We start from the raw sequence: 22,881 nt of genomic DNA, 5'->3' as shown, positions 1-22,881 counted from the left end.
GAAACAAACAGGATGCAACAAGATAAACGATATCGAACGTACCAAATGTGGATCAAGCCAGGACATCGCTTGTTTCCGTATTTTCAAGGATTGTGCGGTCAATCCAAGAATCTGTACAACACGACGAACTTCTTCATCCGTCAGGCGTATACGGCGTTAACACAAGACAAGGAACTACAGCCCCTTCAACAAGAGGTGTTGGATACACTACATTATTGGATCGACAAGATGAATGAGGCAAAGCTGCTCGCCTATGAAAAAAAGGTCGCAAAAGAACTTCTGAAATCTGCGGATGAGCGTAAACGAGTTAAGCCAACATTATTCTCCCTTCCAAAGAAGGAGAGTCCAATGGTGAGCTACTTTTTCCTGGATGCCCTGTTTAAGGCAATGGGACAAGAAAACTACCGTTCGTTGCCCACCCAAAGCAGTCAGAATATCATGAAGGGCGTGTTTCAAAACTGGAAGAGCTTCTTTGCTTCCCGCAAAGCGTATCAGAAAAATCCTGAGGCTTTCACCGGAATGCCACGCATCCCAAAGTATTTCCGTACACTTCAAAAAGAGGTGATCCTCACCAACCAGGATTGCGTGATCAAAGAAGGGAAATACCTCAAGCTTCCGTTTACCAAACATCGTTTGAATATAGGGAAAGTAGGCTCTACGAAAGGAAATCTTATGCAAGTACGAGTGATCCCTTCGTACGGACGATACGTGGTCGAGTGCGTCTTCTCTTGTGAAAGCCATCCGCAAGAACATCCTTTGGATCGGGTAATGGCGATTGATCTGGGCATTGACAACCTGGCAACTATTGTGACCAACACTGGCAAAACGCCTACGTTAGTCAAGGGCAAGGCGGTCAAGTCGATCAATCAATTCTACAACAAACAGAAAGCCTATTATTTGGGCATCTTGCGTCAGGGGAAACAACCAAACGAAGGGCAGAAAACCTCCCATTGTTTAGAACGCCTGCATCGCAAGCGATTCCTGAAAATCAAGGACTTCTTTCATAAGGCAAGCCATCATATCGTCCAGATTGCCCTGCAAGAAAAAATCGGTACGATTGTGATTGGTCATAACACCCATTGGAAGAGCGAATCCAACATGGGAAAGCGAAACAATCAGTCGTTTTGCCACATTCCGCACACCTTGTTGATTCAGATGATTGTGTACAAAGCCAAACATCTGGGAATCGAAACCATTGTACGGGAGGAATCGTACACATCGAAGGCAAGCTTTCTGGACGGCGATGAGGCTCCCACCTATGGAGAAAAAGGCACCAAGAAGTCGTTTTCAGGGAAGCGGATTCATCGCGGCATGTATCGATCCGCTAAAGGAACGCTCATCAATGCAGATGTAAATGGAGCATACAACATTTTACGAAAAGAAGTTCCAAATGCCTTTGCAAATGGAATAGAGGGGTTGGATAGCCTGCTGGCTGTCGCTGTGTCAACTCCCCTTGTGTTAATCGTCCGATAAGGGCGACACATAAGAAACCCCCCACTGGGCTAACAGTTAGTGGTGGGAGTATTCATGTACCACGATACCTCTTGATTTTTGAATTGTCACGAGGTAAAAATTTTCCGAAGGCATGAACCTGCAAGAGATAATCACATTTACAAATCTATAAAAATAGATATAATGACTGTTATGGAACCTACCCTCATTTACAAAGCATTGTCGAACGATACTCGTCGTCAAATCTTGGAATGGCTCAAAAATCCCGCGGACCACTTTGATGATACTCCATATGTCCGGGAAGGAATCAGCTTTCAAACAGGTGTGTGCGTAAGTGATATTCAGATGAAATCGGGCCTTGCCCAATCCGTCATTTCAAGCTACTTGTTGACGATGCTAAATGCCGGACTGCTGGAATCAGAGCGGGTCGGAAAGTGGACCTTTTACCGCCGCAACGAAAAGACCATACGTGATTTTGCCGCGTACATTCAAAAAGAACTGTAAACATTCTATGGAGAAGGGAGTTTTTTTCTTCTTACATATCTATTTATCTAGATATATAGTTTGTTATATTTTATGTAGATAGGAGCTAAAACCGTCATGACAACCAAAAATCCTTTGCTCATCTTGATGCTGGCACTTGGCGTATTCGGTATCATTACGACCGAGATGGGCATTGTCGGGGTTCTTCCCCAAATCACGCAAAAATTTCATGTAACAGCAGCTGAAGCTGGCTTTCTGGTCAGTATTTTTGCCTTAGTCGTGGCGATATCGGGACCGTTCTTGACGCTGCTGGCATCCGGTATCAACCGCAAAGTCATTCTTCTGATTGCGGTCCTTCTTTTCGCTATTTCGAATCTGGCGTATGCGTACACTACCTATTTTGAAATCATGCTGGCTTTTCGTATTGTACCTGCCCTGTTTCACCCCGTCTTCTTTTCTGTCGCGCTGGTGACGGCAGCGAGGCTGGTTCCACCTGAAAAGAGCGGCCAGGCAGTCACGCAGGTTTTCGCTGGCATTACAGTTGGCTTTGCCTTTGGCGTGCCACTGACATCCTATCTTGCCGAAAATATTTCTCTCGAAGCAGCCTTTCTGTTTAGCGCAGTGGTCAGCCTGATCGCCTTTGCAGGAATTTTTGCCTGGCTTCCGTCGATGCCTGTATCGGAAAAAATGACCTACGGCAAGCAGCTTCGCATCCTCCGCAATCCGCGTCTCTGGCTGCAGATTGCATCAGTCGTCTTTATTTTCGCAACGATGTTCTCTGTGTACAGCTACTTCGCCGAGTATTTGGGGCGAGTCACGCAGATGAGTGGCTCATGGATCAGCTTCATGCTGATGGCCTTTGGTCTGATCATGATTTTGGGGAATTTCCTGTTCGGTAGCCTGCTTCAGAAAAGCATAAAGAAAACCGTCTTCGCCTATCCACTCCTCTATATCGCCGTGTATGTGCTCGTTTATTTTGCAGGTCCAAGCTTCCTGTGGATGTCCGCTGCTGTGTTCGTTTGGGGAATCGTTCATTCCGGGGGACTCGTAGTTAGCCAGGCGTGGCTTATGACCGAAGCTCAGGACGCCCCGGAATTTGGCAACAGCTTGTTCGTGTCGTTTTCTAATTTGGGAATCACGCTCGGGTCTGCACTTGGGGGCTGGTTCATCTCGGAGTGGGGTGTACATCAGCTCATGTGGAGCGGAGTTTTGTTTGCCGGATTGGCTTTTTTGATGATTTTGCTTTGGATCAAAGGCTTTACAGCTGCCAGACATAAAGACACGCAAGACGCTGCCTAGTTAAAAACCCACCAGCCATTTTCATGGAGGTGGGTTTCTTCGCGTTTATTTTTCGTCAGACTCTTTGATGGTCTGATTGAGCCGATGATACGAAGGAAGCAATCTACCTATCACAGCTACCACTGCTTCAGACGCTCCTGCTAAAAGAAACACCATTTTCGCGCCAACAAGGGCAGCCAAGCTCGTACCCACTCCGCTTGAGAGCAGGCTGACAGGCTCACTGCATGTACTGACAATCCCGTATACCCGGCCACGCATATCAGCTTTCACTGTCTTTTGAATGACCGTATCTGTAACAATACTGTTGACTGTCCCGACAACACCTAAAAATACCCAGATCGCAATTGCCGCATAAAGGTCTTTACTGACTGCGAAAATGATGACAAGAACGCCGTCCAGTGCCAAGCTGAGCAAAAATAACGGAATCATTCGGATAAACACGAGCATTTTGTTCATAAACAAGGCTCCAAGCAAACCACCAATGCCTGTTACCGAGAACAATACGCCCACAATCGTCTCCGTATCGCCATATCCGTAAAAATGCTCTTTCACGTACAGGAACGTGAGTGCTGCCTGCATAGAGATGACAAACGTCACCAACAGCTGGACGAGTATCAAATACGTGAGGGACGCTTCCTGACCAACCAAACGTACCCCTTCGAAAAAATCGTGAAGACCGCGACTACTGCTGCGTGCCTGGTTTTCGCTCTGATTCGGCTTTTCTTCAGACTTTGGAGTATGGATCGGCAGCATGAGTAAAGCCGCGATCAAACAAAGCGCACCAGCCAACAAAAATGCTTGATGGGCACCGAGAAAGGCCACTAGCATTCCGGCAGAAGCAGGACGGATGATTTGAAAAATATTTTTGAGCATAGCCTCCAGGCTGTTTAGCTCCAGATAGTGCTTTTCTTCGACCAGTGACGGCTGCAGCGCCTTTTTGGCAGGAAACGAAAAGGCATAGGCGGTTCCCGTTACGAAGGCAAGAAGATTAAGGGACCACAGCGACCCTGCGAAAAAAGCGGCGGAAATGGCGCAAGCAAGCACCAGATACGAGCAGATGATCTGCACTTTACGGTTGTATCTGTCAGCCAGCACGCCGGCGTAAGCGCTGAACAGCATAAAGGGCAGCGTTTCCAGCATCGTCATGATGCCTACATCCAGTGGATGATCACTCATTTCCATCACCAGAGCGATACTCGCAAAATAAGCGATGCCATAAGCAATCGTTTTCAAATAATAACCTGCGAAAAGCAAAACAATGTTTCTATTCAATGCCTGTCTCATAATCTCCCCCGAGATCGCTTAGAATTTGGGTATCTCGGGGGGAACAACATTCATAAGTACCACATCGTCACCTCCAGCCTGCTTGCTGTGCATTGCTAATCCCCATGTGGAAGATGTGTTGATGATTATATATGGTCCCTCAATTATATGCAAAGTATTTTGTTAATTGAATTCGACTCAAACAATCGCGACCGTAAAGCATCTCGTGTTTCTTCTATATAAACCAGCTTGCCCACTATTTCCAAACGTCCTCTCGTCTGGAGCTTCCATCCTGCTATTGCTTTTTTCAACCGATACGTTATATTAGGTATTACCTAATATTTTTAGTCGTTACCTAATAATCTGTGCAGGAGAATGTAATAAAGGAAAGGTGGGTTTGGCATGCTTGTATGGATGCTGCGAAAAGTTATGGCAGACAGAGGCATCTGGTCTGGTGCGGCACTCGCCCGTTTATTGGAGGAAAAGGCGGGTTACCATATTTCCGCGCCGTCGATCAGCGCTTTGCTCAATGGTCAGCCCAAACAGATGAAAGCTGATACGCTTGACGCTTTATGTACGGCTCTGGATTGCACCCCGAATGATCTTTGGGTCCATACTCCATCCAAATGCAAAGGCGCTTAAATAACCCCAGCGGAGGATAACGATGGCAGAAAAAACAATCGTTCCTTTTGGAGAGCCAATTCTCCGAAAGGTCGCAAAGCCGGTAGTAGATTTCAACGATAGACTCGCCAAATTGGTAGATGATATGGTGGATACCTTGTACGCCGCAGAAGGCAGAGCAGGGCTGGCTGCCCCACAAATCGGGATTTTAAAAAGAGTGGTCGTCATGGATTGCGGGGATGGCTTGATCGAGCTGATTAATCCCGAAATTCTTGATAGTCATGGCGAACAAATTGGTCCAGAAGCCTGCTTATCTTTACCCGGATATTCCGGCATCGTCAAGCGAAGCCATTACGTAAAAGTGAAGAGCAACACACGCACAGGGGAGAGCTTTATTCTCGAAGCAGAAGATTACCTGGCTCGCTGCATTCAACATGAAATCGATCATTTAGATGGCATCCTCTACGTGGACCGCATCGAGGGCACCAGCTTTTTCCACGACCGCTCCAAGCGAAAAGCGAACCTTTTAGAAGTCTTGCGGCTCACGAATCGAAGCCTGTAGCTACGAAACTGAGAGCTTTTGACGTGAAAAAATCCACCTGATTACTCAGTGTGGATTTTTCTGCTTCTATGGCTGACATGCTTGCATGTTATGACTTGGCAATGTTCTCCCCATCTTTGGCTGGATGAAAAGAGCTGCTGCTTTCAGCTTTTCTGCATCAACTCCTGTCTTCATCCCCATCCCATCCAGCATGTACAAGAGATCATCAGTAGCCAGATTGCCAGATGCCCCTGGCGCGTACGGACATCCGCCAAGACCGCCGACAGAGCTATCGAAAATCGACATGCCCATCTCGATAGATGTCAGGACATTCGCCATCGCCATGCCCCGGGTATCGTGAAAATGCATCGCCAGCTGTCCGGCATCAAAATGCCTGAGAAGCACCTCCAGCACGTCGTGTACTTGCCCTGGATTTGCTACCCCGATCGTATCACCTAGTGAGACTTCACGGACTCCCATCTCAAACAAGGCTTCTGTGACACGGATGACATTCTCGACTGGAACAGCCCCTTCATATGGACAGCCAAACACTGTAGAGACATATCCCCGGACGCTTTTTCCAGCTGCGAGAGCATCCCGCGCCGTCTCCGCGAGAATCGGCAGTGTCTGTGCAATCGACTTGTTAATATTGCTTTGGTTATGCCCTTCGCTGGCAGACAAAAAGATAGATACCTCGTCTATATTGGCAGCGAGTGCTCGTTCCAAACCACGTGCATTGGGCACCAGTGCCGCATATGTGACTCCTGGGACACGCTCGATGCCTTGTGCGACCTCTAGCGCATCCGCGAGTGCTGGAATCCACTTCGGGTGGACAAAGGATGTGATCTCGATATAGGACAAGCCAGTATGCGAGAGCTGATTGATCCACGCAATTTTGTCCTGGGTATCCACGAAGACCGATTCATTTTGCAAGCCGTCTCGTGGCGCTACTTCCTTAATGCTAATCGATATCGGTTCGATCTTCATTTCTCCATCACGCTCCCAACAGTTTTGTCATCATGTACGTGGAACCATAAAAAATCATGAATTGTACACCGGAGCTTACACCGAGTACACGGTTCAACAGTCCACCAACAGTTGCCATAGTCAGTGTCAGCATGATCCCCACCAGCCCTGCCTCATGGAAGGCAAGCAGGCATGCAAGCCCGATAAACATTCCGACAATCGCTTCCTGGCTGATATTCTTCATGACAAATACGGTAGCTGTGCGCGCGTAGTTCATCGCAAACGGATAAGCAATGATCGACGCGATGACCAGACCAATCAGGCCGTAGAGGAAAAACTCCCATGGTGTCAGCATATTATGCAGGTTGTTAACCGGATCACTCGTAAAGACAGGTGGTGCATTAAACAACGGAGAAGCAGGTCCGAGTGCAACCGGGCTGAGTGGAATCCCGAATGCCAAAAGCGGAATGATCGCCTCCGCAATATACGTGGACTCCGTTACCCCATTCATCGCAGCCAGACTGGAGGTCGACTTTTTGTAAACGCCTTTGTTTCGCGAGCCGACAATCTCCCCCATCAGCGAGGTCATTCCCACCGGGCTAAAGGCAAATGTAAGGGAAGACACAAAAGAGGTCGCTGCTGTATGAGCTGTCTGTCTGCCGGTCAACACCTTAAACGGATTCGGGAAAAACCCTTTCCAGCCCTTGACCTCTGGTGCTAGATGATACTCTTTTGGTGCAGAACGAACGAGTGATTTTCTCGCGCTCGACGACAGGGACACGAGAATATCGGAAAACATCGGACCGATCGCGATCCCCAGGAAGAAGCTGATGCTCAGATGCTTTTCTACGACACTGAAGCTGAACGTGTCGATACTTTTAATGAAGAAGGCAAACGGGATAATCATCAGGACACTTACCCATTTCCCTTTAGAAAAATAGGCAATGAGAATCGCAGCCAGAGTAAAAATCAAGCCGGAAGCCGATTTGAAAAAGTCTGCGAACTGTCCAAGAAACTGTCCGAACAATACAGCTGTTGGCAGCGCGATGAAAGCTCCGATCAAGCCACCGGACAGCATTTTGCGCAGCGCGACGTGAGGAACACCTAGTCTGCGCAGAGCGGACGCGTGGTCAATCAACGGAACAGCTGTCGTATCTCCCGGTACCCCCATGAGGGCGGTCGGTATCGCATGGGTCAAGTGCTTGGATAAAACCGCTGCCATGAAGAAGGAAAAGACTGCCTCTGGCGGAGCGCCAAGCAAAATAACCAGCAAGGTAAACGGAACAATGATAGCGGTTTCATCAGTGCCCGAAACTAAACCGATCAACGTAAAGATCAGCGCTCCTGCTAAAGCAAACAAAATCGAAATCATTAATACGCTCATTGGCTTCTCTCCCCGCTACGTTTGAATGTCTCCAAAATCCCCAGCTCTTCCATCTCTTTTTTCGTCACGGGGTCGTTTTTGATCAGTTCATACTCGGACTTGGCATCTGCTTGCAAATCTTGCAAAATTTCTTCCAAGCCTTCAGAAGAGGTCTCTTCTTCCATCAGGATGCGGCTTGGCTTGAACAGCTTGGAGCAAATAATGAGGGCAATCACACTCCCGCCGATACCGAGCAGCAGCGAGTAAGAGGAAACCATTTTTGCCTCAGCGATCTGGGGAAAAATGCTTTTCCCCAGAAAGTAGCCACCGATACTGGCGATGACGCTGATGATGACCGCCAGAAGAATACGCGATGGCACAACCGTATCTCCCAAAATCTCAATGTACTCTTGCTTGGACGTGTTCACTTGCGCTTCTTTCACGACCGCTTCAGTTTTCATTCGCAACCCCCGCCTGCAATTGTTTTGTCAGCTCCAAAATGCGATCGTACCGAACGTCTTTGGCCAAGATCGCCTGCTTCACCACTTCATCAATCTGGTCGTCCTTTGCACCAGCCATTACTGCGAGATTGCGTGCATGCAGAGCCATGTGTCCTTTTTGAATTCCTTCGGCAGCAAGTGCGCGCATCGCAGCCAGGTTTTGCGCGAGGCCAACTGCGGCAATCGTCCCTGCCAGTTCTTCTGCGTTTTGAATATCCATCACCTTGAGTGACATACGTGCTGTCGGATGGGATTTGGTTGCTCCCCCTACGATTCCAACTGCCATCGGCAATTCGATAGTTCCTACGAGATTTCCGTCTTTATTGATTTCCCAGCGGGTCAAGGAACGGTAGCGTCCAGAGACTGACGCATAGGCATGTGCACCCGATTCAACAGCACGTGTATCGTTTCCAGTCGCCAGTACGACTGCCGATATTCCGTTCATGATGCCCTTGTTATGTGTCGTCGCACGATATGGGTCACATTCTGCAAACTCGTAAGCACGGATAATGTTACAAACGACCTCGGCACCACCCAGCTCTTCTGCGGAAAAAACGGCTCTGGCACGGACGAGTCGACGATCTGCCAAATTTGAAATAATGCGCAGTACCACTCGCCCGCCTGTTACTTCTTCTATGTAAGGCGCAACAGCCTCTGCCATGGTGTTTACTGCATTTGCCCCCATCGCGTCACGAGTATCGACCAGCAGATGGATCACCAGCATGGGTTCTTTTGCACGTTCAATGACATGGACCTCTACATCGATGGCTCCCCCGCCGAGCGACACAAGCGTAGGATCTTTGGCATTACAGCGATCGAGAATTCCTTGCTTGTTTTCATAGATGCGAGCCATAGCCCCATACGGATCTGGCAAATCTACTACTTGAATTTGTCCGCGCATAATCGACCCGCTCAGTGAAGTGAAAAATCCGCCCAGCTCATACGCTGTCCGTGCAGCATTGCTCGCAGCGGCAACGACCGATGCTTCTTCTGTCGCCATTGTAACAAAGCGGTCGACTCCATTAATCTTGAAATTCGTGGCAATTCCCAAAGGGATCGACATGACGCCAACTGCATTTTCAATCATGGCGTTTGCGCTTTTGAGCGGAAAAGGTGTGGCCCCGCTGAGGATTTGCTTTTCTTCCTCACTCAGTTGTCTTGCATCTGCAACTAGATTCAGACGTTCCTGTGGAGATAGTTTGTAAAAACCGGATACGCGACTCGTACTCATTGTGCATTCTCCTACTCTATGATGATTTGTGCTAGTTTTATCAATCTTGCTTGCCTTATCGAGCGCTCGATTTGTAAAACGCTTTCAAAAAAGATATCAATACAGCTCAATCATGTTTCTTTTTATTCAACTTTGTTGAATGACCATATACTACTACATGTTGCACTGCTCTGTAAATGGGGATGATTCAAAATTTTCACGAGATCGGGTTGAGAGAAGATGCTGAGGGAAGCTGAGAGAAAGACAATTTACCGCACCTGCAAATGAAACGGTACGGTAAACATCGCGTGAGTCTTGCTAATCGGGGGTTGTTCTGATAGAAAAAGTCAGGCTAGGTGGACGGCTGAATGAATACACTCAGCACCTTGGCTTCCTGATCGCCGTGGGGGAGAAAAATATGCGGCTTACTGCCTGAAAAATAAGCGGTGTCGCCTTCTTCGAGGATATGCTTGTCTCCGTCGTAATACAAAACGATGGCTCCACTTACGATATAAATAAACTCTTCTTCCGGATGGGTGAACGGCTCTGTTGTATCAATATCCAATGGAACGGTAACAAGTACAGGCTCAATTTTACTGAACCGCGAGCGGTTTGCGAGTGTTTCATACAAATAGCCCATTTCCTTGCTGCCGATTTTGGAGGTACGTTTGTTTTGAGGGGACAGAACCAGATGCTCCTCGCGATTTTCTTCGAGAAACCACGCCAGCGGGGTCTTCAAGTGATCGGCAATCTTTGATAGTGTCGCAACAGCTGAGGCGGTTTGACCGTTTTCTATTTTAGAAAGAAGACTTTTGGTGAACCCACAGCGGTCAGCGAGCTCCTGTTGTGTGAATCCCTGGCTAAGTCTTGCTTTCCTGATTCGTTTCCCAATTTCTGATAAATCGATGACAACCATCCCCTTCTTCCGTTGTTCACTCATTGATTATACCGACTCATGATTGATCTATCAACAAAGTTGAACGAAATTCAATCACCCCAGTTATTCGGTCAACAAAAGAAAGCCTCCCTTTAAAAGGGGAGGAAATTCATTTCAATATTCTTTATTTTGCGATAATATTTTCCAGAACGATTTCGGTTGTCGTTTCGGAAACACTTTGCTGCTCCTCCTGCTCTCTTTGGATCTTACGCTTCATCGGATAGTAATACAGCACAGATGGAACGATAAGTCCCAAAATCCAGGCAATATCTGCTCCATCCAGAGCCTCAGCGACTGGTCCTACATAGAAGGAGGTGTTGATAAACGGGATCTCGACGATGACCGATACGATATACGCAACCGCCGTAATCCAGTTGACGGCACCGTATTTCCCCTTGCGATCAAAAATGTCTTTTACACTGTACTCGCCTCTGCGCAGCAGATAGTAATCGACCAGATTGATCGCGGTCCACGGAATCAGGAAGTAGCTAATGAACAAAATGAAGTTGACAAACAGACTAAGGAAATTGCCTTGTCCACCGATCTCGATTGCCGTACCGACCACCGTTACCAGAAGCATAAGGACGAAACGCACTTTTGGCGTAATTCGCAATTTCATGAAAGGCTCAATTGTCGTTGTCAGGGACATGAAGGCACCGTAGAGATTAAACACGTTAATGGATAGCTGTCCGGCTACCAGTACAAGATACATAAACAGCGCGAACGCCCCGAACATCTTGGCAAAATTCGCACCTGCCTGATCGAGATAGCCGGGAATGGCAACCGTTAAAATGACCCCAAGCCCCATCATCCACATCGTACCGGAAACAGAGCCTGCGTACGTATACCAGAACGTTTTCGCCACAGAGGTTTTGACGGGCAAATAGCGGGAATAATCGGCGACATAGGGCGCAAAGGATAATTGCCACGTAGCAACAACGGCGACGGATAGCATGAAAGCAGAGAGATTGAGGCTGCCAGGAGACCAGCTTCCTGCTGGCAAAGGTAATTGAAAGACCATGTAAGTGGCAATCAGGAAAACGATGAAGAACAGCCATGATAAATACTTCTGCATTTTATGGATAATGTCATGACCATATAACGTAATCAAAAACGTAACCCCGTTCATCAAAATGATGCTCCACGTAAGATCCAGATTGAATGCACTGGCCAAGGTTTGTGCACCGAATAAACCACTACTCGCAAAAAATCCGAGGTACATAAATATCACGATCAAAAGCGGAATAATCGCGCCGATAACACCAAACTGAGCACGGCTCTGGATCATTTGCGGTATTCCCAGCTTGGGTCCCTGCGCGGAGTGAGAAGCCATGAATAACGCGCCCAGTAAATTTCCGACGATAATAGCGACGATACTCCAGAACAGATTCAAGCCAAAGCTGATACATAGTGCACCCGTGACCAGCGTCGTGATATGCATTTGTGCGCCAAACCAGACCGGAAACAGGTCTCTTGCCTTGCCATGCCGCTCATCTACAGGAACAAACTCAATACTCCTCGTCTCTACCTTCATGCTAGCTCCCCCCATCATTTGTTGTAGTAGAAGGCAGAAGATGATTCTGCCCCCAAATCCACCTAGTCGCTTTACTGACTACTTTCTTTCTCTCTCTTTCAAAATAAAGCTGACAAAATCAAGAATGATCCGTGCGCCTACCTGGCTCGTAATCCCGGTCGTATCATAAGGCGGGGACACCTCGGTCAAATCAAAGCCGATGACCTGCCCACGCTTCGCAATTCCCTCCAGCAGCTCGTTCACCTCGTCGTAGCTGAGTCCTCCTGGTGATGGTGTACCGGTACCAGGCGCGATGGAAGGATCAAGCCCATCAATATCAATGGTGACAAAATAGCGTTCTCCTGCTGGAATTTGTTCCAGTACAGCGTCCAAGCCCGCTTTCCGCATTTGTCGCGGAGACATGATTACGCTTCCATAATTCTTGGCAGCATCGATGTCTTCTTTTTTACTGCTGCTGATCCCACGAATTCCAAATTGGAAAATCTGCTGGACATGGTCCATTTCAGACAGACGACGAATGCAGCTGCCATGTCCAAAGCGTTGGCCGGAGCGATGATCGGCCCAGTCCATATGCGCATCGACTTGAATCACATGAAAAGGTCCAACCGAATCGAGTGCTTTGCCGACTGGAATTGTAATCGAGTGATCGCCACCCAAAACGATGGGCATCGCGCCTTTGCTAACAATTTTTCGGATCGCCTCTTCGGTATTTTCGAAAGATTGGAATAAATCGCCATGTACCATATCTACATCGCCACAATCCACGATCCGCCAGTTGGGTCCGAGATACATTTCGTCGCGCTCGATGTCATAGGCACCATCCAGGCCAAAGCTGTAGAGCGTCGAGCCTTCACGTAAGCCTCTCGGACCCATTCTCGCACCGGATTTCCATTGAGCGCCCATATCATATGGGACACCGATAATTGCTACATCTGCATCCAGCTGATCCAAATCTGTACAAATCGGGTATTTTCCAAACGAACAGATTCCTGTGTACGGTAAATTCAATACTTGCTTTTCGCTTTTATCTACCATTGTTACTCCTCCTCATTTTAGGCTTTCCCTTTTTCGGTCGCATGCTCCTATCCAAAGACTCCTGTTGCTCCCCTTCTGACTATCCCCTTTCGTTTTGCACTTGCCTCTCTCTTATAGCAATTCTGATGCCAAACCAATAGAGGATAATGAAGAAAAATGTCGATTCCCGCCGTTATAAGGGTTTTCAAGCCATTTATTAAAAAGGAGGAGGTTATTCACGCTCATTCCTAGTCATTTTTGACTAACTCCTGTCCGAGGTACTTTCTAATTTTGCGGTTCGCTGTTGACTGGCTGATTCCTAGCTTTGCTGCGAGCTTTACGCTGCTCGGGTATTTTCTGTACATGCGCAGGATGAAATCCTTTTCGAGCATCTCCATATACCCATCCAGTGTCAGCTCCTGTTCGTGATCCCCCTGCTGCTGTTTTTTCCCTGTCATCTCTTCATCCCACTCGATGAGCTGATCGTTGGCGGTAATGATTGTTTTTTCAATGAAATGTCGCAGCTCTCTCACATTCCCCGGCCAATCCTGCTGACTCAGCCACGTCACCATCGCGGTCGAAAACTGCTTGTTCATTTTGTATTTCTGATTGATTTCGTCCGTGAGATCGTAAATGAGAGACACCATCTCTTCGCGTCTTTCCCTAATTGGAGGGATCTCGATCTTGATGACATTGATTCGGTAGTACAAGTCCTCACGAAACGTTTTCTCAGCAATTCGGCGTTCCAAATTCTGATTTGTCGCACAAATGATCCGGCACTTCAACTCGATCTTCTGATTGCCACCCACGCGCGTAATCGTTTGATTTTGCAGTACGGACAAAAGCTTCACCTGCAAATGCAGCGGCAGCTCGGCAATCTCGTCCAAAAAGATCGTTCCCCCTTCAGCTGCCTCGAAATAGCCCTTTCTCCCGCCTTTTTTCGCTCCTGTAAACGCTCCGTCCTCATAGCCAAACAGCTCCGATTCCATCAAGGTCTCCGGGATCGCCCCACAGTTGACCTCGATAAACGGGTTCTCTCTTCTTTTGGACATCTCATGGATCGTCTGCGCCAGATGGTTTTTCCCGACCCCTGACTCACCTACGAGCAGCACAGTCACATCAAGCCCCGCTACCTTGGAGACGACATCGTACACCTTTTCCATTTTCCCTGACCGCACATACGAGCTTGGCTTGTTGCTCTTTTTTCTTTGTTCCAGCTCCTTTTGGTAGTAGAGCATCGTTTTAGCGACCTGGTCATCTCGCTTTTTCAAGTATTCCAGCTCAGTGATGTCCCTGGAAAAGCTGACGGCACCCACGAATTCACCCTGTTCATCAAAAATGGGATAGGCGGAAGCGACATTTTTTCTTCCCGTTTGGGTGTCTTGTATGACCGTTTCTTTATTTCTCGTTTTCAGTACCATAGCGGTAACAGACGGTGAAAATATCCCTCTGGCTTCGAGGTCGTAGACGTTTTGCTTGACCATTTCCTCTGCAGGGATACCGAACATTTCTTTACAGGTAGGGCTGACAAAGATGACATTTCCTTTTGTATCAATCACAAAGATCTCGTCAAACGAGTTTTGAATGATATGTTTGAGAAAAACATCATGCTTGATTTCCATTGCTTGCACCACCTAGTCATTATTGATTATAGAATAGTCAAAAAAGACTAGATTGCCTAGAGGGGGAGGGGGAACTGAGGGCGATTTTGTCGTCGTTCTATGCGGGGTGAGGAAAAAGGAGAAAAAAGCTCCAGATTCTTGGAACACTTGCTAGGAGCATTTGATGTCCGGCTGCATGAAAAAAGCGAAACCGCGTCCAAAAGTCGCCCTTTCAGGATGCCTCACAGAGGTGGACGCTTAAAAACGTGTTTCGCTTTTTTCATTCCGCCTGGGCGGTGTTCCAAAGATCTTCGCTTTTTTCTCCTTTTTCCTCTGACTAGCTGTAATCGTCCTCGTGTTTTTTAAAACGAGAACATCGGAAAACCTAGCTAGTCGCTCGCGGATGCGCACGCCCCCCTACGCGAATACGATTGTTTTATTGCCGTAGACGATGACTTTGTCTTCAACGTGCCAGGAGATGGCTTGGGCGAGGACGTTTCGTTCGACGTGGCGCCCGGCGACTTTCAGGTCGGTTTCGTTTTGGCGATGGTTGACGCGGATGACGTCTTGCTCGATGATCGGTCCTTCGTCGAGGTCGTTCGTGACGTAGTGTGCAGTGGCTCCGATCAGTTTTACGCCGCGGGTGAAGGCGCGCTGGTATGGATTGGCCCCAATAAAGGCGGGCAGGAAGGAGTGATGGATGTTGATGATTTGGTTTGGATACTTCGCAATAAAGCGTGGGGAAAGAATCTGCATGTATCTCGCCAGCACGATGAAGTCTACTTTATCCTGCAAAAGTGCAAGCGCAGCACGCTCCGATTCTTCCTTGCTCTGCGATGACATCGGGATATGGTAAAAAGGAATGCCGTACGCCTCTACCGTTTCCTTGGCGTCAGGATGGTTGCTGATAACCATCGGGATATCCACGAGAATTTCTTTGGATTTCCAGCGCCATAGCAGCTCGACGAGGCAATGGTCCATCTTGGACACAAAAATAGCCATGCGTTTGATCTCGTTCTCCTTGCTGAGACGCCATTCCATCGGGTATTCCTCGGCCATGGCAGACAGGTCCTTTTCCAGCTTCGGGTAGGCTTCTGGGAGTGCGTCCAAATCAAATTGAATCCGCATGAAAAACATGCCGTCGCGCGAATCTGTCGTATGCTGATCGAATTGAACGATGTTGGCTTTGTAGCTGAAAAGCAGGTTGGAGACTGCGGAGATAATGCCTAGTCGCTCCGGGCAAGAAATTAAAAGTACAGCTCTGTTTTCGTTTTTCATCAGGTTGCGATTCATACTGGTTCCTCCGTTTTTTCAATTCCACGTACAAACAGGAAGCTCCCGTTGCCAGTAAAAATAAGCACGGGAGTTTTTCCTTTTGCGACGCAATGATTAATTGATTTACTTAGCCATAGTTGCTTTCTCAACCTGTTCGTGGGCGTGATAAGAGCTGCGAACAAGCGGGCCTGATTCTACGTGATCAAAGCCCATTTCGAGTCCGATTTCTTTTATCTCGCGGAACTCTTCTGGCGTGTAATATTTGATGACAGAAAGATGCTTTCTGGTAGGCTGCAAATACTGCCCCACCGTGAGGATATTGCACGCTACTGCCCGCAGGTCGCGCATCGTTTGTACGATCTCTTCCAGCGTCTCACCAAGCCCCAGCATGATGCTCGACTTGGTCATTTGCCCTTCGCGAAGCTTCTTGGCATTTTGCAAGAGTGTCAGCGAGCGATGATACTTTGCCCTCGCCCGCACACGATCGGACAAGCGCTCCACCGTTTCGATATTGTGGTTCAAAATATCTGGCTTCGCTGCCAATACGACCGCTAGCGATTCCTCGCAGCCGTTAAAGTCGGGTATCAGCACTTCCACTCCGGTGATTGGATTACGCGTGCGAATGGCACGAATCGTTTCTGCAAAAATGGCTGCTCCGCCATCCTGCAGGTCATCACGCGCCACGGAGGTTACGACCACATGTTTCAATCCCATTTGGGCAGTAGCTTTGGCTACCTTTTCCGGCTCTGCTCTGTCCAGCTCGGTAGGCAAGCCTGTATTCACGGCACAAAAGCGGCATGCCCGTGTGCAAATGCTCCCCAGAATCATAAACGTCGCTGTTCGATTGCTCCAGCACTCGTATATATTGGGGCACTTCGCCTCTTCGCAGACGGTGTGCAGCTCACTGCCACGCATGATCGCTTTTAGCTCTTTCATCTGGTCGTTCGTGTTTAGCTTTATTTTTAACCAATCAGGCTTGCGCTCAGACGTTGACACCCTCATTTACTTTGCTCCCCTCCTCTTGAAGCGCAGCTTGTTCTTCAAGAGCCTTACGATAACGCAGGATCGGTTTACGTGCAGCTGTTACCTCATCCAGACGGGAGACGACCGTAGTGTGAGGCGCTTCCTGAACAATCGCAGGATTTTCTTCCACTTCCTTGGCAATTTCGATCAACACGTCAATAAATTTATCCATGGTCTCTTTGGACTCGGTCTCTGTCGGCTCGATCATCATGCATTCATCGACAATGAGCGGAAAGTAAATCGTTGGTGGATGATACCCGAAATCAAGCAAACGCTTGGCGATATCGAGCGTGCGCACACCGAGCTTCTTTTGACGACGACCAGACAAGACAAATTCATGCTTGCAGATGCGGTCATACGCGAGATCGTAGTAAGGAGCCAGCTTGCGCATCATGTAGTTCGCATTGAGCACAGCCTCTTCCGATACACGCCGCAATCCTACGGGACCGTTCGCGCGGATGTAGACAAACGTGCGCAGCAAAATGCCAAAGTTGCCGTAGTATGCCTTCACACGCCCGATGGATTGTGGAATATCGTAGTCCAGGCGATACGTCTCGCCATCCTTTACTACTTTTGGACGAGGCAAGAACGGCACCAGTTCCTTTTTGCAGCCAATCGGACCCGCACCAGGACCACCGCCGCCATGTGGCCCGGTAAATGTTTTATGCATGTTCAGGTGAACGACGTCAAAGCCCATATCTCCGGGGCGAGTAATTCCCAGGATCGCATTTGTATTCGCTCCATCGTAATAGAGCATTCCGCCCGCTTCGTGGACGATTTTCGCGATTTCTACGATGTTTTCTTCAAACAAGCCAAGCGTGCTCGGGTTCGTCAGCATAAGGGCAGCTGTGTTTGGACCGACTGCCTTGCGCAGCTCATCGAGGTTTACGTTCCCTTGTTCGTCTGATGAAATCGTGACGGTTTCCAAGCCAGCTACTGCTACACTCGCCGGGTTGGTTCCGTGCGCCGTATCCGGTACGATGACCTGTGTCCGATTCTCACCGCGGCTCTCGTGGTAAGCGCGAATCATCATCAGTGCAGTCCACTCGCCTTGGGCACCTGCCGCAGGCTGCAGGCTCACTTCATCCATGCCCGTAATTTCACACAGCTCGGTCTGCAAATCATAAAGCACCTGCAGAGCGCCTTGCAGTGTCTCTTCCGCTTGATATGGATGGATTTTGGCGAAGCCCGCATAGCGAGCCACATCTTCGTTGATTTTCGGATTGTATTTCATCGTGCAAGAGCCGAGCGGGTAAAAGGTAGTGTCGATTCCGATGTTGCGATTGGACAGCTCCGTATAGTGACGCATCAGGTCCAGCTCGGATACCTCAGGCAGCTCTGCCGGCGTTTGACGCAGGTACTCGGCAGGGAAAACAGAATCGAGCGCAACCTCTGGAACATCACATTCAGACAAGCTGTACGCTACGCGACCTTTTTTGCTCATTTCAAAAATAAGTTCTTTCTCCTTGTTGTTACCCACGGCCGATTTCCTCCAATCCTTGGACAAGTGCATCAATTTCTTCTTTTGTACGTGCTTCTGTCACAGCCAGCAGCATATGGCCCTCAAGTTCAGGATAATCGCGTCCCAAATCGTATCCACCGACGATTTTGCGCTTGAGCAGCTCGCGGTTTACTTCTGCTACAGATTTTGGTGCCTTTACAACGAATTCATTGAATACGGGATTGTGATGAACCAGGCTGTAGTCGGGTAGCTTGGCGATTTCACGAATCGCATACTGTGTTTTTTGTACGTTCAACCGCGCCATTTCCTGTACGCCTGTTTTACCCAATGCAGACATGGCGACAGAGGCAGCGAGTGCATTTAATGCTTGGTTGGAGCAAATATTGGACGTCGCTTTTTCCCGGCGGATATGCTGCTCACGCGCTTGCAGGGTGAGTACGAAGCCTCTTTTACCTTCCTGGTCTGTCGTTTGTCCTACGATTCGTCCAGGAATTTTGCGCATCAGCTTTTCTTTCACCGCGAAATATCCGCACGATGGTCCGCCAAGCTGCATTTGAATACCTAAAGGCTGCACTTCGCCCACGACGATATCCGCGTTGTACGCTCCGGGTGGCTGAAGAACGCCCAGAGCCAATGGATTGGAGCTGACAACAAACAAGCCTTTTTGTTTATGGGCAATCTTTTCGATCGAGACCAAATCCTCCACCGCACCGAAGAAGTTCGGGTATTGAACCATTACCGCTGCTGTATTTTCATTGACGGCACTCTCCAATGCTGCCAGGTCCGTCACGCCGCCTTTGCAGTCCACCTCAATGACCTCATAACCCTGACCTTTTGCATTGACATGCAGAATCTCGCGTGCTTCCGGATGAACGGCTTTGGATACAACCACGTTTTTCCCGGATGCTCCGCCAACTGCCAGGTTCGCTGCCTCGGCAAAAGCAGTAGCTCCGTCATACATCGAGGAGTTGGCTACCTCCATTCCAGACAGCTCGCAAATCATCGTCTGGAACTCGAAAATCGCTTGCAGCTCTCCCTGGCTGATCTCAGGCTGATACGGTGTATAAGCTGTATAAAACTCGGAGCGCGAAATTACATGGTTGACCGTGCTTGGGATGTAATGATCGTAGATGCCCGCTCCGAGGAAATAGGCATACTCACTTGCGTCTACATTTTTTCTGGCAAGCTTGGTGAAATGCCGGACAGTATCCGGTTCTGATAAAGCAGCAGGAATTTGCAGGCTTCCTTTGAAACGTACGCTTTCAGGAATATCCGCAAAAAGCTCTTCGACGCTCTCAATTCCAAGAAAGGAGAGCATTTCAGCTTTGTCTTCTGGGGTCGTAGGCAGATAGCGATAATTCACCTTTATTCCTCCTCAACGAATGCTGCGTATTGCCCTGCAGTTAGCAGCCCGGACAGCTCATCTGGATTGGAAAGCTCAATCACGATCATCCAGCCTTGGCCGTATGCATCGGAGTTGATGACCTCAGGACTGTCCTCGAGCTCTCCATTTACTTCTACGACTTTTCCGCTTACCGGGGAAAACAGATCCGATACCGCTTTTACCGATTCAACCGTTCCCATCGTGTCGTCAGCGGTTACTTCGTCGCCTACTTGCGGGATTTCTACGAAAACGAGATCACCAAGCTGGTTTTGGGCAAAATCAGTAATCCCTACACGTACGCGATTTTCTCCCAATACTTCTACCCACTCGTGTTCCTTGCTGTACAACCAGTTCTCGACTACTTTACTCATGATTTGTTCTCCTCCAATGTATCTGCTAGTGGTTGATCTTTTTGTGCCAGCCTTGCTTTAGCGTTTATAAAAAGGTGCCTTTACCGTAACAGCTTCGATTCGTTTGCCGCGAATTTCGACGGTGAGTGTGGTTCCAATCGCCGCGTAATCTGCTTTAATCAAGGCCAGACCCAAATTTTTCTTCAAGGTAGGCGATTGGGTTCCCGAGGTGACATAGCCGATAGCTTCATCATTTTCCGCAGCATCTGCCGCATAGACTGGATAGCCGTTGCGCGGGATGCCGCGTCCGATCAGCTCGATTCCGACAAGCTTGCGGGATACGCCCTCTTCTTTTTGCTTTTGCAGCGCTTCCTTGCCGATAAAGTCCGCTTCCTTTTGCAGCTTTACAGCAAAGCCGATGCCTGCTTCGAGTGGGCTGATTTCTGGGCCGAGCTCCTGTCCGTACAATGGAAGTCTGGCTTCAAAGCGCAGCGTGTCTCTCGCACCTAATCCGCACGGAACCACGCCATCTGCTTTGCCTTCCTCGAGAATTTTTTCCCATAGTGCGGGAGCATCCGCTGCATCCAGATACAGCTCAAAGCCGTCTTCACCGGTGTAGCCAGTACGGGAAACCAGCGTTTTGATACCAGCCACGTCTACGTCATCCCTGAAGGTAAAGTAGACAATCTCGGACAGGTCAGTTGCTGTCATTCGTTGCAGCACCTTTTCTGCGATTGGGCCTTGCAGAGCCAGCTGCGCTGTTTTGCTGCTTATGTTTTCGATCGTCACATCGCCAATCGCATGGGATAAAATCCAGTCCACGTCCTTGTCGATGTTGGATGCGTTTATGACGAGCAGATACTTCTGCTCTGCCTGCTTGTAGACGAGCAAATCATCTACGATGCCGCCGTTGGGATAGCACAGCGCAGCGTATACCGCCTGATTGATTTGCAGCTTCGAAATGTCATTCGTAATCAAATATTGGACACAAGCGGTTGCGTCTGGCCCTTCTATCGTCACTTCGCCCATGTGGGATACATCGAACAAGCCAGCCAGTGTCCGCACGGCATGATGCTCTTCGATAATGCTGCTAAATTGAACAGGCAGCTCCCATCCGCCAAAATCAATCACCTTGGCACCATAATTGGCGTAGAGCGGGAACAAAGGCGTTCTTTTTAAAGCTTCCATCCTGGTTTTCTCCCCCAGTCTTTTATTTCATGATGCGTTCTTTAATCGCTGCTCCTGTCGGTGTTACGGCAAGACCGCCAAGTGCTGTCTCCCGCAATGCCCGCGGCATTTTTCTGCCTATGTCATACATTGCGCCGATCACCTCATCGCATGGCACCTGGCTCTCAATCCCTGCCAAAGCAATATCCGCTGCGGAAAATGCGATGGATGAACCGATGACGTTTCGCTTGATGCACGGCACCTCAACCAGCCCTGCTACCGGATCGCACACCAGACCCAGCATGGATTTAAGCGCAATCGCTGCAGCATTGATCGCTTGGCGAGGCGTCCCTTGCTTAAGCTCCACGATGGCAGCCGCCGCCATAGCAGTCGCTGATCCTACCTCTGCCTGACAGCCTCCCGCGGCACCTGAGATAAACGAACGGTTGGCAATCACATATCCGATTGCGCTCGCCGTAAACAATCCCATGACCAGATGCTCAAACGTGAACTTTTGATTTTCATGGAGAGAGAACAGGCAGCCTGGCAAAATTCCTGCTGAGCCAGCTGTTGGCGTCGCTACAATAATCCCCATCCTCGCGTTCATTTCGGACGTGGCAAAAGCGAATTTCATCGCATCGGCGACAAGATTGCCCGTGAGCTGCTCGCCTTTTTCCAGATAGCGCTCCATCTTGTACGCATCTCCACCAGAAATACCGCTCGGGGCAAGGCTTTGGTCGATGACTCCCTGGTCGATCGCTTCCTTCATTCTGACCAGACGCAGCTTCATTTTTTCGCTGATTTCCTGTTCCGACTGTCCCGACTTGCTGCTTTCGCGAGCCAGCATCGCCTCGGCAATACTCTTTTTGCTGCTTTCGCAAACCTCTTGCAGCTCTACCATTGATGTGAAGTTCATTTACGCTCCCCCTACGTACGCTGCACAGCGTGGTTTCTCCTCATACAGCACCCTGATCTCAGTCAAGTCATAATCAGCGTTCAACGGAATATCGACCGCGCATCCATTGATATGAAAGATTTTGGAGATTCCGCCTCCAAGCGAGACTCCGCCGATGACCACCGATTCATTTTCTTTTCGCGCTGTGATGAGAACGGTATTGGGATGATCGTAATAAGGGCACTCCCCTTCACATACAAAAGCAAAGGCAACGCTGCGCTCTGCTGCGATCTCGATGGCATCCCTGATTCGCTTGTCATCAGTTTCCATTCCGAGCAAGCCGCCAATGACTGCTTTATCCGTTCCGTGCCCTTTGTAGGTCTCCGAGAATGAATCGTAGAAAATGATTTGTACTGCTTCCGGTTCTCCTCCGAGAAAGTCATAAACAAACTTTCCGATCGATACCACTCCCGCCGTATGAGAGCTGGACGGACCTACCATGATCGGACCGATAATATCAAAGCAGCTATTGTATACCATG

General features: G+C 48.9%; 22 protein-coding genes. 5 read left to right on the top strand and 17 right to left on the bottom strand.

The window, feature by feature from the left end; genetic code table 11:
• Window positions 1–12 precede the first annotated feature (12 nt).
• The 3 genes from C3B52_RS08120 (at window position 13) to C3B52_RS08110 (ending at window position 3,234) form a co-directional block, all read left to right on the top strand.
• Complete coding sequence (locus C3B52_RS08120; protein WP_103105579.1) at window positions 13–1,473, top strand: RNA-guided endonuclease InsQ/TnpB family protein; 1,461 nt, start codon at window positions 13–15, stop codon at window positions 1,471–1,473.
• 171 nt (window positions 1,474–1,644) lie between these two features.
• On the top strand, window positions 1,645–1,956 hold the full coding sequence (locus tag C3B52_RS08115; RefSeq protein ID WP_103105849.1) for an ArsR/SmtB family transcription factor: 312 nt from the start codon (window positions 1,645–1,647) through the stop codon (window positions 1,954–1,956).
• Between the two features lie 96 nt (window positions 1,957–2,052).
• Window positions 2,053–3,234: an MFS transporter gene (locus tag C3B52_RS08110; RefSeq protein WP_103105578.1), complete on the top strand. Its 1,182-nt coding sequence runs from the start codon at window positions 2,053–2,055 to the stop codon at window positions 3,232–3,234.
• Window positions 3,235–3,279: 45 nt separating this feature from the next.
• On the opposite strand, the gene C3B52_RS08105 is transcribed toward C3B52_RS08110, so the two are convergent.
• On the bottom strand, window positions 3,280–4,518 hold the full coding sequence (locus C3B52_RS08105) for an MFS transporter (RefSeq protein WP_103105577.1): 1,239 nt from the start codon (window positions 4,516–4,518) through the stop codon (window positions 3,280–3,282).
• Window positions 4,519–4,899: 381 nt separating this feature from the next.
• Between C3B52_RS08105 and C3B52_RS08100 the strand changes: the two genes are divergently transcribed.
• Together C3B52_RS08100 and def are read left to right on the top strand one after the other, a co-directional pair.
• On the top strand, window positions 4,900–5,139 hold the full coding sequence (locus tag C3B52_RS08100; protein WP_103105576.1) for a helix-turn-helix domain-containing protein: 240 nt from the start codon (window positions 4,900–4,902) through the stop codon (window positions 5,137–5,139).
• A gap of 22 nt (window positions 5,140–5,161) precedes the next feature.
• The gene (gene def / locus C3B52_RS08095; protein WP_103105575.1) at window positions 5,162–5,680 is read left to right on the top strand and encodes a peptide deformylase; all 519 of its coding nucleotides are present in this window, start codon (window positions 5,162–5,164) and stop codon (window positions 5,678–5,680) included.
• Window positions 5,681–5,746: 66 nt separating this feature from the next.
• On the opposite strand, the gene C3B52_RS08090 is transcribed toward def, so the two are convergent.
• From C3B52_RS08090 to C3B52_RS08010, 16 genes are all read right to left on the bottom strand, one after another.
• Window positions 5,747–6,646 carry a hydroxymethylglutaryl-CoA lyase gene (locus C3B52_RS08090; RefSeq protein ID WP_103105574.1) on the bottom strand — a complete coding sequence of 300 codons (900 nt, stop codon included), beginning with the start codon at window positions 6,644–6,646 and terminating at the stop codon, window positions 5,747–5,749.
• Between the two features lie 7 nt (window positions 6,647–6,653).
• Window positions 6,654–8,009 carry a tripartite tricarboxylate transporter permease gene (locus tag C3B52_RS08085; protein ID WP_103105573.1) on the bottom strand — a complete coding sequence of 452 codons (1,356 nt, stop codon included), beginning with the start codon at window positions 8,007–8,009 and terminating at the stop codon, window positions 6,654–6,656.
• On the bottom strand, window positions 8,006–8,449 hold the full coding sequence (locus tag C3B52_RS08080) for a hypothetical protein (protein WP_103105572.1): 444 nt from the start codon (window positions 8,447–8,449) through the stop codon (window positions 8,006–8,008). Before C3B52_RS08080 ends, C3B52_RS08085 begins: the two co-directional genes overlap by 4 nt.
• A complete protein-coding gene (locus C3B52_RS08075) occupies window positions 8,439–9,719 on the bottom strand; it encodes a hydroxymethylglutaryl-CoA reductase, degradative (RefSeq protein ID WP_103105571.1) in 1,281 nt (426 codons plus the stop codon). Before C3B52_RS08075 ends, C3B52_RS08080 begins: the two co-directional genes overlap by 11 nt.
• A gap of 331 nt (window positions 9,720–10,050) precedes the next feature.
• Complete coding sequence (locus tag C3B52_RS08070; RefSeq protein WP_235615634.1) at window positions 10,051–10,638, bottom strand: helix-turn-helix domain-containing protein; 588 nt, start codon at window positions 10,636–10,638, stop codon at window positions 10,051–10,053.
• Between the two features lie 121 nt (window positions 10,639–10,759).
• Complete coding sequence (locus C3B52_RS08065; RefSeq protein WP_103105569.1) at window positions 10,760–12,169, bottom strand: purine-cytosine permease family protein; 1,410 nt, start codon at window positions 12,167–12,169, stop codon at window positions 10,760–10,762.
• A 78-nt stretch (window positions 12,170–12,247) separates the two neighbouring features.
• Window positions 12,248–13,204 carry an agmatinase gene (gene speB, locus C3B52_RS08060; RefSeq protein ID WP_103105568.1) on the bottom strand — a complete coding sequence of 319 codons (957 nt, stop codon included), beginning with the start codon at window positions 13,202–13,204 and terminating at the stop codon, window positions 12,248–12,250.
• Window positions 13,205–13,431: 227 nt separating this feature from the next.
• Entirely contained in the window at window positions 13,432–14,805 is a 1,374-nt protein-coding gene (locus C3B52_RS08055; protein ID WP_103105567.1) for a sigma-54 interaction domain-containing protein, read from the bottom strand.
• A gap of 396 nt (window positions 14,806–15,201) precedes the next feature.
• Window positions 15,202–16,077, bottom strand: a complete 876-nt coding sequence (purU, locus tag C3B52_RS08045; protein WP_103105565.1) for a formyltetrahydrofolate deformylase — start codon at window positions 16,075–16,077, stop codon at window positions 15,202–15,204.
• 105 nt (window positions 16,078–16,182) lie between these two features.
• Window positions 16,183–17,061 (bottom strand): lipoyl synthase, encoded by an 879-nt coding sequence (lipA, locus tag C3B52_RS08040; protein ID WP_103105564.1) that lies wholly within the window; start codon window positions 17,059–17,061, stop codon window positions 16,183–16,185.
• The gene (gene gcvPB, locus C3B52_RS08035; protein WP_103105563.1) at window positions 17,042–18,562 is read right to left on the bottom strand and encodes an aminomethyl-transferring glycine dehydrogenase subunit GcvPB; all 1,521 of its coding nucleotides are present in this window, start codon (window positions 18,560–18,562) and stop codon (window positions 17,042–17,044) included. The genes lipA and gcvPB overlap by 20 nt, the downstream gene beginning before the upstream one ends.
• The gene (gcvPA, locus tag C3B52_RS08030; RefSeq protein WP_373419715.1) at window positions 18,555–19,862 is read right to left on the bottom strand and encodes an aminomethyl-transferring glycine dehydrogenase subunit GcvPA; all 1,308 of its coding nucleotides are present in this window, start codon (window positions 19,860–19,862) and stop codon (window positions 18,555–18,557) included. The genes gcvPB and gcvPA overlap by 8 nt, the downstream gene beginning before the upstream one ends.
• 47 nt (window positions 19,863–19,909) lie before the next feature.
• Window positions 19,910–20,299, bottom strand: coding sequence for a glycine cleavage system protein GcvH (gene gcvH, locus C3B52_RS08025; protein ID WP_103105561.1), 390 nt, complete (start codon window positions 20,297–20,299; stop codon window positions 19,910–19,912).
• Between the two features lie 57 nt (window positions 20,300–20,356).
• Window positions 20,357–21,466, bottom strand: a complete 1,110-nt coding sequence (gene gcvT, locus C3B52_RS08020) for a glycine cleavage system aminomethyltransferase GcvT (protein ID WP_103105560.1) — start codon at window positions 21,464–21,466, stop codon at window positions 20,357–20,359.
• A 22-nt stretch (window positions 21,467–21,488) separates the two neighbouring features.
• Window positions 21,489–22,361: an L-serine ammonia-lyase, iron-sulfur-dependent, subunit alpha gene (gene sdaAA, locus C3B52_RS08015; protein ID WP_103105559.1), complete on the bottom strand. Its 873-nt coding sequence runs from the start codon at window positions 22,359–22,361 to the stop codon at window positions 21,489–21,491.
• Entirely contained in the window at window positions 22,362–22,880 is a 519-nt protein-coding gene (locus C3B52_RS08010) for a serine dehydratase beta chain (RefSeq protein ID WP_103105558.1), read from the bottom strand.
• Window position 22,881 lies beyond the last annotated feature (1 nt).

Origin of the sequence: Brevibacillus reuszeri (assembly GCF_002897295.1) — a bacterium.
Classification (GTDB): Bacteria; Bacillota; Bacilli; order Brevibacillales; family Brevibacillaceae; genus Brevibacillus; species Brevibacillus reuszeri_A.
This window is presented reverse-complemented; position numbering and strand designations above follow the sequence as displayed.

What these genes read in the sequence shown, in the direction of transcription:
- C3B52_RS08120 (WP_103105579.1), top strand. Translation starts at nt 13, where the DNA reads ATGCAACAAGATAAACGATATCGAACGTACCAAATGTGGATCAAGCCA.
- C3B52_RS08115 (WP_103105849.1), top strand. Translation starts at nt 1,645, where the DNA reads ATGGAACCTACCCTCATTTACAAAGCATTGTCGAACGATACTCGTCGT.
- C3B52_RS08110 (WP_103105578.1), top strand. Translation starts at nt 2,053, where the DNA reads ATGACAACCAAAAATCCTTTGCTCATCTTGATGCTGGCACTTGGCGTA.
- C3B52_RS08105 (WP_103105577.1), bottom strand. Translation starts at nt 4,518, where the DNA reads ATGAGACAGGCATTGAATAGAAACATTGTTTTGCTTTTCGCAGGTTAT.
- C3B52_RS08100 (WP_103105576.1), top strand. Translation starts at nt 4,900, where the DNA reads ATGCTTGTATGGATGCTGCGAAAAGTTATGGCAGACAGAGGCATCTGG.
- def (WP_103105575.1), top strand. Translation starts at nt 5,162, where the DNA reads ATGGCAGAAAAAACAATCGTTCCTTTTGGAGAGCCAATTCTCCGAAAG.
- C3B52_RS08090 (WP_103105574.1), bottom strand. Translation starts at nt 6,646, where the DNA reads ATGAAGATCGAACCGATATCGATTAGCATTAAGGAAGTAGCGCCACGA.
- C3B52_RS08085 (WP_103105573.1), bottom strand. Translation starts at nt 8,009, where the DNA reads ATGAGCGTATTAATGATTTCGATTTTGTTTGCTTTAGCAGGAGCGCTG.
- C3B52_RS08080 (WP_103105572.1), bottom strand. Translation starts at nt 8,449, where the DNA reads ATGAAAACTGAAGCGGTCGTGAAAGAAGCGCAAGTGAACACGTCCAAG.
- C3B52_RS08075 (WP_103105571.1), bottom strand. Translation starts at nt 9,719, where the DNA reads ATGAGTACGAGTCGCGTATCCGGTTTTTACAAACTATCTCCACAGGAA.
- C3B52_RS08070 (WP_235615634.1), bottom strand. Translation starts at nt 10,638, where the DNA reads ATGAGTGAACAACGGAAGAAGGGGATGGTTGTCATCGATTTATCAGAA.
- C3B52_RS08065 (WP_103105569.1), bottom strand. Translation starts at nt 12,169, where the DNA reads ATGAAGGTAGAGACGAGGAGTATTGAGTTTGTTCCTGTAGATGAGCGG.
- speB (WP_103105568.1), bottom strand. Translation starts at nt 13,204, where the DNA reads ATGGTAGATAAAAGCGAAAAGCAAGTATTGAATTTACCGTACACAGGA.
- C3B52_RS08055 (WP_103105567.1), bottom strand. Translation starts at nt 14,805, where the DNA reads ATGGAAATCAAGCATGATGTTTTTCTCAAACATATCATTCAAAACTCG.
- purU (WP_103105565.1), bottom strand. Translation starts at nt 16,077, where the DNA reads ATGAATCGCAACCTGATGAAAAACGAAAACAGAGCTGTACTTTTAATT.
- lipA (WP_103105564.1), bottom strand. Translation starts at nt 17,061, where the DNA reads ATGAGGGTGTCAACGTCTGAGCGCAAGCCTGATTGGTTAAAAATAAAG.
- gcvPA (WP_373419715.1), bottom strand. Translation starts at nt 19,862, where the DNA reads ATGCTCTCCTTTCTTGGAATTGAGAGCGTCGAAGAGCTTTTTGCGGAT.
- gcvH (WP_103105561.1), bottom strand. Translation starts at nt 20,299, where the DNA reads ATGAGTAAAGTAGTCGAGAACTGGTTGTACAGCAAGGAACACGAGTGG.
- gcvT (WP_103105560.1), bottom strand. Translation starts at nt 21,466, where the DNA reads ATGGAAGCTTTAAAAAGAACGCCTTTGTTCCCGCTCTACGCCAATTAT.
- sdaAA (WP_103105559.1), bottom strand. Translation starts at nt 22,361, where the DNA reads ATGAACTTCACATCAATGGTAGAGCTGCAAGAGGTTTGCGAAAGCAGC.
- C3B52_RS08010 (WP_103105558.1), bottom strand. Translation starts at nt 22,880, where the DNA reads ATGGTATACAATAGCTGCTTTGATATTATCGGTCCGATCATGGTAGGT.